We start from the raw sequence: 12,247 nt of genomic DNA, 5'->3' as shown, positions 1-12,247 counted from the left end.
TGTATGCTTGGCTGCCGTATTCCAGTTCTGCGCCGGTATTTTTGATGAGCCCTACTTTACCCGCCAAACTTCTGCAAAACCTCGCCCCCTGGCGCAACGCCTCGGCCTGGCATATCGCCTTTTCTGGCGGCCTTGATTCCACCGTCCTGCTGCACCTCCTGGCCTCCCTGGCAAACACCGAAACCCTGCCGCCCCTCAGCGCAATCCATATCCACCATGGCCTGCAAGCTGCCGCCGATGCCTGGCCAGATCATTGCCAGGCCGTATGTGACGAGCTGGGCGTGCCCTTGCAGGTGATGCGCGTGCAAGTCCAGTTGGGTGCCAGCCTTGAGCGGGCAGCGCGTGAGGCGCGCTACCGGGCGTTTACCGAAGTGACCGGGGCAGGGCAGGTGATGCTCACCGGCCAGCATCGTGACGACCAAGCCGAAACCCTGCTGTTTCGCCTGTTGCGCGGTGCGGGGGTGCGAGGCTTGGCGGCCATGCCGGTGCATCGACCATTGGCGGGAGGGCACTTGGTGCGGCCGCTGCTGGATGTATCGCGTGTTGAGTTGGAGGCCTATGCCCGCGCACATCATTTGCAATGGATCGAAGACCCTTCCAACGCCGATTCCCGGTTTGCACGCAATTACCTGCGCCATCGTGTGTTCCCGCTGCTGACCGAGCGTTGGCCCCAAGCTGTCGCCAGCCTGGCCCGCACTGCCGAGCATTTGAGCGAAGCCCAGGGCTTGCTCGACGAATTGGCCGTCATTGACCTGCAAGCCGCCGACCCACCTTCGCCGTTCCCCTGGCTGGCCTTGCCGTCATTGGCCCTGGCTCCCTTGCGCGGGCTTTCCGACGCTCGCCAGCGCAATGCCCTGCGCCATTGGCTGACGCCGCTGACGCGTTTACCCGACAGCGACCACTGGGCCGGGTGGTATGCCTTGCGGGATGCCAGGGGGGATGCGCAACCGCTGTGGCGCCTGGCCGATGGTCAGTTGCACCGCTGCGGCGAGCGCGTGTGGTGGTTGCCTTCCACCTACTCAGAGTTTTCCGACACGCCGGTGAGCTGGCCCCATCCGCAAAACCCACTAGAGTTACCCGGTAACGGTCAGCTTGAATTTATCGGCGACGCGCCCGCAGGCCCGTTGGTGATTCGATATCGCCAAGGCGGCGAAATCATCGATGTGCCTGGTCGAGGCCGGCGGGACTTGAAGCGCCTGCTGAATGAAAGTGGCTTGCCAGGTTTCATCCGTGGCAGATTGCCGCTGCTCTATCAGGGCGAGCAATTGCTGGCTGTCCCAACCCTTGCGGGGCCATGGGCCTGCTCGGCTGGCAAGTGGCAATTACATTGGATGCCACAGACGTGCGATCAAGGTTTGAGCTGATAGAGGCTTTCCGGTAGACTACGCTCCCTTCTTGATACAACTTCTGTGGATTCAACTGAATCGCAGCAGTTGCCGATTACCAAGCAGTCTTTGCTGGGCGATTCCAAAAAATGTGTAGCGATCAACGTACCGGTGTTTCATTGCTGGTCTGTCACCACGCGGCGGTTTTTTTGAAAGGTGCACTGTGATTAATGCAGGTGATCGGGGGCTTCGGCCTTCCTTCGCTTTCCCCGGCGGCTCGGACCGCTTTAACGCAGACTTCTAGGGTTTTTCATGACGCGCTACATATTCGTCACGGGCGGTGTTGTTTCTTCATTGGGGAAAGGCATTGCCTCCGCTTCATTGGCGGCCATCCTGGAGGCGCGGGGACTTAAGGTCACCATGCTCAAGCTGGACCCGTACATCAACGTTGACCCGGGCACCATGAGCCCGTTCCAGCACGGTGAAGTGTTCGTCACCCACGACGGCGCCGAAACCGACCTGGACCTGGGCCACTACGAGCGGTTCATCCGCACGACCATGACCCAGAACAACAACTTCACCACCGGCCGTGTCTACGAGCACGTGCTGCGCAAGGAGCGTCGTGGTGACTACCTGGGTGCAACCATCCAGGTGATCCCGCACATCACCGACGAAATCAAGCGCCGCATCATCAAGGGTGCAGGCGATGCCGACGTGGCAATGGTCGAGATCGGTGGCACCGTAGGTGACATCGAATCCCAACCGTTCCTCGAAGCCATCCGTCAGCTGCGTTTCGAAATCGGCGCCAAGCGCGCGATGCTGATGCACCTTACCCTGGTGCCGTACATCGCCACCGCCGGTGAGACCAAAACCAAGCCGACCCAGCATTCCGTCAAGGAACTGCGTTCCATCGGCCTGCAGCCGGACGTACTGATCTGCCGCTCCGATCACCCGATCGACATTTCCTCGCGTCGCAAGATTGCACAATTCACCAACGTTGAAGAACGTGCGGTGATTGGCCTGGAAGACGCCGACACCATCTACAAGATCCCGGGCATCCTGCATGCGCAAGGCCTGGATGATTTTGTGGTCGAGCGCTTCGGCCTGCAGTGCGGCAGTGCCGACCTCTCCGAATGGGAAGCGGTGGTTGACGCCAAGCTCAACCCTGAGCACGAAGTCACCATCGCCATGGTCGGCAAATACATGGAACTGCTGGACGCGTACAAGTCGCTGATCGAAGCGATGAGCCACGCCGGTATCAGCAACCGTACCAAGGTCAACCTGCGCTACATCGATTCCGAAGACATCGAGAACCAGGGCACTGCGCTGCTCGAAGGTGTTGACGCGATCCTCGTACCCGGCGGTTTCGGCCTGCGTGGCGTGGAAGGCAAGATCACCGCGGTTCAATACGCCCGTGAAAACAAAGTGCCATACCTGGGTATCTGCCTGGGCATGCAAGTGGCCGTTATCGAGTTCGCGCGTAACGTGCTGGGCTGGAAAGACGCCAACTCCACCGAGTTCGATCACACCAGCGGCCACCCGGTCGTAGGCTTGATCACCGAGTGGGAAGACGCCACCGGCGCCGTTGAAACCCGTACCGAAACCTCCGACCTGGGCGGCACCATGCGCCTTGGCGCACAGGACTGCCTGCTGGAGCCGGGTTCGCTGGTTCACGACTGCTACGGCAAGGACGTGATCGTTGAGCGTCACCGTCACCGCTACGAAGTGAACAACAACCTGCTGCCGCAGATCAAAGAAGCCGGCCTGAAAATCTCCGGTCGCTCCGGTGATGGCAAGCTGGTTGAAGTGGTCGAGGCGCCGGATCATCCGTGGTTCGTGGCCTGCCAGTTCCACCCTGAGTTCACCTCGACGCCGCGTGACGGTCACCCGTTGTTCAGCGGTTTCGTTAAAGCAGCACTGACGCAACATCAGAAGAAGGCGTAAACCTGATGGCCCAGAAGATCATTCGCGTAGGCGACATCGAGATTGCCAACGACAAGCCCATGGTGCTGTTCGGCGGCATGAACGTGCTGGAAAGCCGCGACATGGCGATGCAGGTCTGTGAAGAGTACGTAAAAGTGACCGAGAAGCTCGGTATCCCTTACGTGTTCAAGGCCAGCTTCGACAAGGCCAACCGTTCGTCCGTGACCTCCTATCGCGGCCCTGGCCTTGAAGAAGGCATGCGGATCTTCCAGGACATCAAGCAAGCCTTCGGCGTGCCGATCATCACCGACGTCCACGAGCCTGAACAGGCTGCCGTGGTCGCCGAGGTGTGCGACATCATCCAGTTGCCGGCCTTCCTGTCGCGCCAGACCGATCTGGTCGTGGCGATGGCCAAGACCGGCGCTGTGATCAATATCAAAAAAGCCCAGTTTCTCGCGCCCCAGGAAATGAAACACATCCTGAACAAGTGCGTGGAAGCGGGTAACGACCAGTTGATCCTCTGCGAGCGCGGTTCGAGCTTCGGCTACAACAACCTCGTGGTGGACATGCTCGGTTTCGGCATCATGAAACAGTTCGAATACCCGGTGTTCTTCGATGTGACCCACGCGCTGCAAATGCCTGGTGGTCGCGCCGATTCCGCTGGCGGGCGACGTGCCCAGGTGCTGGACCTGGCCAAGGCGGGCATCAGCCAGTCGCTGGCGGGCCTGTTCCTGGAAGCTCACCCGGACCCGGACAACGCCAAGTGCGACGGCCCTTGCGCCCTGCGCCTGGACAAGCTGGAGCCGTTTTTGGCCCAGTTGAAGCAGTTGGACGAGCTGGTCAAGAGTTTTCCGACGGTAGAGACCGCGTAAGTCGCGTTTCTCCGGTAAAGTATCCCACGCTAAACGCTCAGGCCCGCGGGCCTGAGCCTTGTCGCCTGCAAGCCTGCCCTGTTGTTCCACCCTTGCGGTCGGTCAAAAGATTTCCTACAGCTGCGTCGTTTTCGTCAACTTTGGAGTGTTTACAACAATGGCAAAAATCGTCGACATCAAAGGTCGTGAAGTTCTCGACTCCCGTGGCAACCCCACCGTCGAAGCCGACGTGCTTCTCGATAACGGCATCATCGGCAGCGCCTGCGCGCCGTCCGGTGCGTCTACCGGTTCGCGCGAAGCGCTGGAACTGCGTGATGGCGACAAGAGCCGTTACCTGGGCAAAGGTGTACTCAAAGCTGTAGCCAACATCAACGGCCCGATCCGTGACCTGTTGCTGGGCAAAGACCCGCTGGACCAGAAAGCCCTGGACCACGCGATGATCAAGCTCGACGGCACCGACAACAAAGGCAGCCTGGGCGCCAACGCCATCCTCGCCGTGTCCCTGGCCGCTGCCAAGGCTGCTGCACAGGACCAGGACCTGCCGCTGTACGCGCACATCGCCAACCTGAACGGCACCCCGGGTGTTTACTCGATGCCGGTGCCGATGATGAACATCATCAACGGTGGCGAGCACGCCGATAACAACGTCGACATCCAGGAATTCATGGTGCAGCCGGTGGGCGCCAAGACCTTCTCCGAAGGCCTGCGCATGGGTACCGAGATTTTCCATCACCTCAAGGCTGTGCTGAAGGCCCGTGGCCTGAGCACTGCGGTCGGTGACGAAGGTGGTTTTGCACCGAACCTGGCGTCCAACGAAGATGCACTCAAAGTCATCTCCGAAGCTGTGGCCAACGCCGGCTACAAGCTGGGCACCGACGTGACCCTGGCCCTGGACTGCGCGGCCAGCGAATTCTACGAAGACGGCAAGTACAACCTGTCCGGCGAAGGCCACGTGTTCACGTCGGAAGGTTTTGCCGACTACCTCAAAGGCCTGACCGAGCGCTACCCGATCATCTCGATCGAAGACGGCCTGGACGAGTCCGACTGGGATGGCTGGAAAGTCCTCACCGACAAGATCGGCGAGAAGATCCAGCTGGTGGGCGACGACCTGTTCGTCACCAACACCAAGATCCTGAAAGAAGGCATCGACAAAAAGATCGCCAACTCGATCCTGATCAAGTTCAACCAGATCGGCACCCTGACCGAAACCCTGGAAGCCATCCAGATGGCCAAGGCTGCGGGCTACACTGCTGTGATCTCGCACCGCTCCGGCGAAACCGAAGATTCGACCATTGCCGACCTGGCTGTGGGCACTTCGGCAGGCCAGATCAAGACCGGTTCGCTGTGCCGTTCCGATCGTGTGTCCAAGTACAACCAATTGCTGCGTATCGAAGAGCAACTGGCAGGTAAAGCCAAGTACAACGGTCGCAGCGAGTTTCGCGGCTGATTGTTAAGTGGTAAAAGTCTAAGGATTGTGTCGGAAAATTCACGACAGTGTGTATTTCGGCGCTAATCTGATGGCTATCAAGCACAAGCCTGGGTCTTCCAGGCTTCGTGCTATCAGTTGCTGTAAAAGTTTTACATGGCTGTCTTTTTTTACTGGATACCCGGATTTCGATGCGCAGTCCCAATTGGTTGTTCCTCGTCTTGCTCTTGTTGCTGGCTGGCCTGCAATACCGCCTATGGGTGGGTAATGGCAGCTTTGCGCAGGTAAAAGAGTTGACCCAGCAGATTGCCGACCAGCATGCCGAAAACGAACGTCTGCTGGAGCGTAACCGCGTCCTCGACGCCGAAGTGCTTGAGCTGAAAAAAGGTACGGAGACCGTTGAAGAGCGGGCTCGCCATGAGTTGGGCATGGTCAAGGAGGGTGAAACCCTCTACCAGTTGGCCCAATGATTGAGTCTTTACCGGCCTTCTGGGCCGTGATTCCTGCCGCGGGCGTGGGTGCCCGTATGGCTGCGGACCGTCCCAAGCAGTATCTGCAACTGGGCGGGCGCACTATTCTGGAACACAGCCTAGGCTGTTTTCTCGACCATCCAGGCCTCAAAGGGCTGGTGGTCAGTCTTGCTGTCGATGATCCTTACTGGCCAAACCTGCCGTGTGCCAACGACCCACGCATCGTGCGTGCGGACGGCGGCGACGAGCGCTCGGGCTCGGTGCTCAATGCGTTGTTGCAACTCAACGCCCTGGGCGCCAGTGATGATGACTGGGTGCTGGTGCATGATGCAGCGCGGCCGAACCTGAGCCGGGATGACCTCGACAAACTCCTGGCTGAACTGGCCGATGATCCCGTTGGCGGCCTGCTGGCCGTGCCGGCTCGCGACACGCTCAAACGCGTCGACAAGCATGGCCGTGTGGTCGAAACCGTCGACCGCAGCTTGATCTGGCAGGCGTATACGCCGCAGATGTTCCGTCTGGGCGCCTTGCACCGCGCCTTGGCTGACAGCCTGGTGGCCGATGCGGTGATCACCGATGAAGCCTCGGCCATGGAATGGTCCGGTCAAGCGCCGCGCTTGATCGAGGGGCGATCGGACAACATCAAGGTGACCCGGCCAGAGGATCTTGAATGGCTCCGGTTGCGGTGGGCTAACCGCAGGTAGTCAGTTAAACCGTGTCGACTTCATCGCAGGCAAGCCAGCTCCCACCTTTGAAATGCATTCCCTTTTGTGAGGCAAGCCAGCTCCCACCTTTGAAAGGCATTCCCCTTTGGGAGGCAAGCCAGTTCCACCTTTGAAATGCATTCCCCTGTGGGAGTCGGGCTTGCCCGCGATGAGGCCGGTACAGGCGCCGAATAATCAGCCACAGTACTCCGGCCTTTCAGCCAACCCAGCCTTCAAAAAGTCCACCAGCTTCCTGACCTTCGGCGACAAATGCCGCTGCTGCGGATACAGCGCCCACACCGCCGTATTCGGCGGCTGATGCGCCTCCAGCAACGACACCAGCGCGCCACTGTGCAAATGCTCCAGCACGTAATAATCCGGCAGTTGGCACAACCCAACCCCTTGCAGCGCCGCATCCAGCACCGCCTGCCCACTGTTGCAGCGCCAGTTTCCCTGCACCCGTTGGGAAAATTCCCGCCCATCCTGGGCCAGTTGCCAGATATCCGAGCTGCCGATCAGGCAGTTATGCCGACTCAATTCCGACAAACTATGTGGGCGACCATACCGCGCCAGGTAGGACGGCGACGCGCACAGGTACATGCGCCGAGGTGCCAGTCGGCTGGCGACCATGCGTGAGTCTTGCAAGCGCCCCAGGCGAATCGCCAGGTCCAGCCCCTCGTGCACCAGGTCCAACTGGCGATTACTCAATTCGATATCCACGCGCAGCTGCGGGAACAGGCCCATGAACCGCGTGACCAACGGCACGATAAAGCGCTCGCCATACGCCACCGCACAGGTCATGCGCAACATGCCCTTGGGCTCGCTGGTGAGGTCGCCCACTGCGCGCAAGGCTTCTTCACGACCATCCTGCAAGCGCTGGCAATGTTGCAGAAAGGTCTGGCCGGCTTCGGTCAGGGTCACCTTGCGTGTACTGCGGTAGAGCAAGCGCGTTTGCAGCCGTTCTTCCAGGCGCGCCACCTGCCGGCTGATATGCGATGAAGAAACCCCAAGCCGTTCGGCCGCCGCCGTGAACTGGCTGCACTCGGCTACAGCAACGAACTCATCGATGCCTTCCCAGCGGTTTTCCAGCATGTTGATTATCCCTGTATGGCAATAATGTTTTGCTTTTGCCTGGATTATTCATCACTGAGCCATGTTTTACACTCACTGCCTCAGTTTTTAACTCCCTGGAGAAACCCGGATGATCAAGTCCCGCGCCGCCGTAGCCTTTGAAGCTAAAAAGCCCCTTGAGATCGTTGAAGTGGATGTCGCCATGCCCAAGGCCGGCGAGGTGCTGTTGCGTGTGGTTGCGTCCGGCGTGTGCCATACCGACGCCTACACCTTGTCGGGCGCCGACCCGGAAGGCATTTTTCCGTCGATCCTCGGTCACGAGGGCGGTGCGGTGGTCGAAGCGATCGGCGAGGGCGTGACCTCGGTCGCGGTGGGCGACCACGTGATCCCGCTGTACACCCCGGAATGCGGCAAGTGCAAATTCTGCCTGTCGGGCAAGACCAACCTGTGCCAGGCCATCCGCTCCACCCAGGGCAAAGGCCTGATGCCTGACGGCACTACGCGTTTCTCCTACAAGGGCCAGCCGATTTTCCACTACATGGGCACCTCGACCTTCTCCGAGTACACCGTGTTGCCGGAAATCTCCGTGGCCAAGATCCCTAAAGAAGCACCGCTGGAAAAAGTCTGCCTGCTGGGCTGTGGCGTCACCACCGGCATCGGTGCAGTGATCAATACGGCCAAGGTCAAGCCGGGCGACACCGTGGCCATCTTCGGCCTGGGCGGCATCGGCCTGTCGGCGGTGATCGGCGCGGTCAAGGCCAAGGCTGGTCGCATCATTGCCATCGATATCAACCCAGCCAAGTTCGAAATCGCCAAGCAACTGGGCGCCACCGACTGCATTAACCCGAAAGACTACGACCGCCCCATCCAGGACGTGATCGTCGACTTGACCGACGGCGGCGTGGACTTCTCCTTCGAGTGCATCGGCAACGTACAACTGATGCGCGCCGCACTTGAGTGCTGCCACAAAGGCTGGGGCGAGTCGGTGATCATCGGTGTGGCCGGTGCCGGCCAGGAAATTTCCACCCGCCCATTCCAGCTGGTCACCGGTCGCGTCTGGCGCGGGTCGGCGTTCGGCGGCGTGCGCGGCCGTACCGAATTGCCAAGCTATGTGGAAATGGCCCAGACCGGCGAGATTCCGCTGGACACCTTTATCACCCACACCATGGGCCTGGAAGACATAAACAAAGCGTTTGACCTGATGCATGAAGGCAAGAGCATTCGTACCGTCATCCACTTCTGAGGTCGGCCATGAACCTGGAAAACCTGTCGTGCCAGAAGAGCTTCGGCGGCTGGCATAAACGCTACAAGCATCATTCCGATGTGCTCGGTTGCGACATGACGTTCGCCGTCTACTTGCCGCCGCAGGCGGAGCAGGGCGGCAAGTTGCCAGTGCTGTACTGGCTGTCGGGGCTTACCTGCACCGATGAGAACTTCATGCAAAAAGCCGGCGCCCAGCGCATGGCCGCCGAGCTTGGGTTGATCATCGTCGCACCCGACACCAGCCCGCGCGGGCCGGGTGTGCCGGGCGATCCGGACAACGCTTGGGACTTTGGCCTCGGCGCCGGCTTCTACCTGAATGCCACGCAGGAACCGTGGGCCAAGCACTATCGGATGCATGACTATGTCGTGCAGGAATTGCCTGCATTGGTTGAAGCGCATTTCCCGGCTTCAGACAAGCGCGGTATCAGCGGCCACTCCATGGGCGGTCACGGTGCGCTGGTGTGTGCCTTGCGCAACCCGGGGCGTTACCAATCGGTGTCGGCGTTTTCGCCGATCAACAACCCGATGGATTGCCCGTGGGGCCAAAAGGCCTTCTCCCGTTACCTGGGTGAGGAACGCTCCAAATGGCGCGAGTGGGATGCCTGCGTGCTGATCAGCGAAGCCTCGGAAAAACTGCCGTTGCTGGTGGACCAGGGTGATCGCGACGATTTCCTTGCCGTGCAGCTCAAGCCTGAGGCGTTGCAGCAAGCGGCCAAGGCCGCCAACCACCCGTTGGAACTGCGCCTGCAGCCGGGCTACGACCACAGCTACTTCTTTATCGCCAGCTTCATCGAAGACCATTTGCGACATCATGGTCGTGCTTTGCTCGGTTAATGTGAGGCAAAAGTAGGTAGAATCACGCCCTGAATTAAATCGGGGCGTTTTTTTATGCGTATTGGCCACGGCTACGATGTGCACCGTTTCGCTGAAGGCGATTTCATCACCTTGGGCGGCGTGCGCATTGCACACCACCATGGGTTGCTGGCTCATTCCGACGGCGACGTTGTGCTGCATGCCTTGAGCGATGCCTTGCTCGGCGCGGCCGCGTTGGGCGATATCGGCAAGCACTTTCCAGACACCGACCCGACCTTCAAGGGCGCGGACAGCCGTGTGTTGTTGCGCCATGTGGTCGGCCTGATCCACGCCAAGGGCTGGAAGGTCGGCAACGTCGACAACACCATCGTGGCCCAGGCACCGAAAATGGCCCCGCATATCGAGTCGATGCGAGCGCTGATTGCCGCCGACCTGCAAATTGAATTGGATCAAGTCAACGTGAAAGCCACCACCACCGAAAAGCTCGGGTTTACCGGCCGGGAAGAGGGCATCGCGGTGCACTCCGTCGCCTTGTTGCTGCGCGCATGAATGATCTGCAATTGCTGGGCCCGCGTGCCTATGGCGAGGCTTTGGGCAGCGCGGTGTTGAAAGCGACGGCTGAAGATTTCCAGGTCGACGAAGTGCTGGACATCCCCCTGAGCGGCGACGGTGAGCACCTGTGGCTGTGGGTCGAAAAGCGCGGCCTGAATACCGAAGAGGCTGCGCGCCGTATCGCCAAGGCTGCCGGCGTGCCCTTGCGCACCGTCAGCTACGCCGGGCTCAAGGACCGTCAGGCGCTGACCCGTCAGTGGTTCAGCGTGCAACTGCCAGGCAAGGCCGACCCGGACATGAGCGGCGCCGAAAACGACACCCTCAAGATTCTTAAGATGGGCCGCCACAGGCGCAAGCTGCAACGCGGCGCGCATTCGGCCAACGGCTTTACCCTGCGCCTGACGCAATTGGCCGGCGATACCGCCGCCATTGACGCACGCTTGCAGCTGATCGCTCAGCACGGCATCCCGAACTACTTCGGCGCCCAGCGTTTCGGCCATAACGGCGGCAACGTCGTGGATGCCCGCGATTGGGCGGCGCGCAAGGCGTTGCCGGAACAGCGCAATGTGCGTTCGCGGCTGCTGTCGACCGCGCGCAGCTTTCTGTTTAACAAAGTGTTGGCGGCGCGGGTTGCGGACGGCTCCTGGCAGCGTGCCCAGGTCGGTGACCTGTTGGCGTTTACCGACAGTCGCAGTTTTTTCCCGGCGGGCGAGGCTGAATGCAGCGACCCGCGCCTGGCGATTCTGGACCTGCACCCCACCGGCCCACAGTGGGGCGAGGGTGATTCACCGGCCGGCGGCGCGACCCACACGCTTGAGCAAACCATTGCCGCCAGCGAGCCAGAGCTGCGCGATTGGCTGGTGAACGCCGGCATGAGCCAGGAACGTCGCATTCTGCGACTGCCCATTGGCGGGTTGACGTGGCATTATCCCGGTCCTGACATTCTGCAATTGGAATTCGTCCTGCCGGCCGGATGCTTCGCCACTGTGTTGGTGCGCGAGCTTGTTGATCTGGTGCCGGTGGGGCCGACGGACAACCCATGCGTATTCTGATATCAAACGATGACGGTGCCACCGCACCCGGTCTTGCCGCGCTTTATGCTGCGCTGCAGGATTACGCCGAGTGCGTGGTGGTTGCCCCGGACCAGGACAAGAGCGGCGCCAGCAGTTCGCTGACGCTCGACCGTCCACTGCACCCGCAGGTTCTGGCCAATGGCTTTATCAGCGTGAACGGCACCCCCACCGACTGCGTGCACCTGGCAATCAACAGCTTGTTGAAACAGGAGCCGGATCTGGTGGTGTCGGGCATCAACCTGGGCGCCAACCTGGGCGATGACGTGCTGTATTCCGGCACCGTGGCGGCGGCCCTTGAAGGGCGTTTCCTGGGGCGCACTTCATTCGCTTTTTCGTTTGCCTCACGGCAACTGGATAACCTGGCGACGGCGGCGTATTTCGCCCGCAAGCTGGTGGAGGCCCACGGCTCGTTGGACTTGCCGCCGCGCACGGTGCTCAACGTCAATATTCCCAATTTGCCCCTCGACCATATCCGCGGCATTCAGCTGACCCGCCTGGGCCATCGCGCCCGTGCGGCAGCGCCGTTGAAGGTGGTCGACCCGCGTGGCAAGGAAGGTTACTGGATTGCTGCCGCCGGCGATGCCGAAGATGGCGGCCCCGGCACCGACTTTCATGCGGTGATGCAAGGTTATGTTTCGATTACCCCGTTGCAGCTCGATCGCACCTTCAGTGATGCCTTCAGTAGTCTGGATGGTTGGCTTGAGGGGCTGCGTTAATGGCGCGTGAACAAGACGACCTGTTGCGTCGTGGCATCG

Annotated in this window: 12 protein-coding genes; 11 read left to right on the top strand and 1 reads right to left on the bottom strand. The window is 60.5% G+C overall.

Annotated features, from left to right (window positions below; translation table 11 throughout):
- The first annotated feature begins 44 nt into the window (after positions 1-44).
- The 6 genes from tilS to ispD all read left to right on the top strand — a co-directional run bounded on the left by tilS (position 45) and on the right by ispD (position 6,720).
- Positions 45-1,364, top strand: a complete 1,320-nt coding sequence (gene tilS, locus ASE80_RS02570; protein WP_056857527.1) for a tRNA lysidine(34) synthetase TilS — start codon at positions 45-47, stop codon at positions 1,362-1,364.
- Between the two features lie 273 nt (positions 1,365-1,637).
- The gene (locus ASE80_RS02565; RefSeq protein ID WP_056857526.1) at positions 1,638-3,269 is read left to right on the top strand and encodes a CTP synthase; all 1,632 of its coding nucleotides are present in this window, start codon (positions 1,638-1,640) and stop codon (positions 3,267-3,269) included.
- A gap of 5 nt (positions 3,270-3,274) precedes the next feature.
- Entirely contained in the window at positions 3,275-4,120 is an 846-nt protein-coding gene (kdsA, locus tag ASE80_RS02560) for a 3-deoxy-8-phosphooctulonate synthase (RefSeq protein WP_010212442.1), read from the top strand.
- A gap of 157 nt (positions 4,121-4,277) precedes the next feature.
- Positions 4,278-5,567, top strand: a complete 1,290-nt coding sequence (gene eno / locus ASE80_RS02555; protein ID WP_017137156.1) for a phosphopyruvate hydratase — start codon at positions 4,278-4,280, stop codon at positions 5,565-5,567.
- 170 nt (positions 5,568-5,737) lie between these two features.
- Complete coding sequence (ftsB, locus tag ASE80_RS02550; protein WP_017137157.1) at positions 5,738-6,016, top strand: cell division protein FtsB; 279 nt, start codon at positions 5,738-5,740, stop codon at positions 6,014-6,016.
- Complete coding sequence (gene ispD / locus ASE80_RS02545; protein ID WP_056857525.1) at positions 6,013-6,720, top strand: 2-C-methyl-D-erythritol 4-phosphate cytidylyltransferase; 708 nt, start codon at positions 6,013-6,015, stop codon at positions 6,718-6,720. The genes ftsB and ispD overlap by 4 nt, the downstream gene beginning before the upstream one ends.
- 195 nt (positions 6,721-6,915) lie before the next feature.
- Here the strand turns inward: ispD and ASE80_RS02540 are convergent, their stop codons facing one another.
- A complete protein-coding gene (locus ASE80_RS02540; RefSeq protein WP_056857524.1) occupies positions 6,916-7,812 on the bottom strand; it encodes a LysR substrate-binding domain-containing protein in 897 nt (298 codons plus the stop codon).
- Between the two features lie 109 nt (positions 7,813-7,921).
- Between ASE80_RS02540 and ASE80_RS02535 the strand changes: the two genes are divergently transcribed.
- The 5 genes from ASE80_RS02535 to surE are packed head-to-tail and all read left to right on the top strand — an operon-like array spanning position 7,922 to position 12,208.
- Positions 7,922-9,034 carry an S-(hydroxymethyl)glutathione dehydrogenase/class III alcohol dehydrogenase gene (locus ASE80_RS02535; RefSeq protein WP_017137160.1) on the top strand — a complete coding sequence of 371 codons (1,113 nt, stop codon included), beginning with the start codon at positions 7,922-7,924 and terminating at the stop codon, positions 9,032-9,034.
- Between the two features lie 8 nt (positions 9,035-9,042).
- Positions 9,043-9,888 carry an S-formylglutathione hydrolase gene (gene fghA, locus ASE80_RS02530; protein ID WP_017137161.1) on the top strand — a complete coding sequence of 282 codons (846 nt, stop codon included), beginning with the start codon at positions 9,043-9,045 and terminating at the stop codon, positions 9,886-9,888.
- A gap of 54 nt (positions 9,889-9,942) precedes the next feature.
- The gene (gene ispF / locus ASE80_RS02525; RefSeq protein WP_012722614.1) at positions 9,943-10,416 is read left to right on the top strand and encodes a 2-C-methyl-D-erythritol 2,4-cyclodiphosphate synthase; all 474 of its coding nucleotides are present in this window, start codon (positions 9,943-9,945) and stop codon (positions 10,414-10,416) included.
- Positions 10,413-11,471, top strand: coding sequence for a tRNA pseudouridine(13) synthase TruD (gene truD, locus ASE80_RS02520; protein ID WP_056857523.1), 1,059 nt, complete (start codon positions 10,413-10,415; stop codon positions 11,469-11,471). The genes ispF and truD overlap by 4 nt, the downstream gene beginning before the upstream one ends.
- On the top strand, positions 11,459-12,208 hold the full coding sequence (gene surE / locus ASE80_RS02515; RefSeq protein WP_056857522.1) for a 5'/3'-nucleotidase SurE: 750 nt from the start codon (positions 11,459-11,461) through the stop codon (positions 12,206-12,208). The genes truD and surE overlap by 13 nt, the downstream gene beginning before the upstream one ends.
- Positions 12,209-12,247: the final 39 nt, after the last annotated feature.

Origin of the sequence: Pseudomonas sp. Leaf15, assembly GCF_001421425.1 — a bacterium.
GTDB lineage: Bacteria > Pseudomonadota > Gammaproteobacteria > Pseudomonadales > Pseudomonadaceae > Aquipseudomonas > Aquipseudomonas salomonii.
The sequence above is the reverse complement of the archived record's forward strand: the minus strand, read 5'-3'. Positions and strand labels throughout refer to the sequence as shown.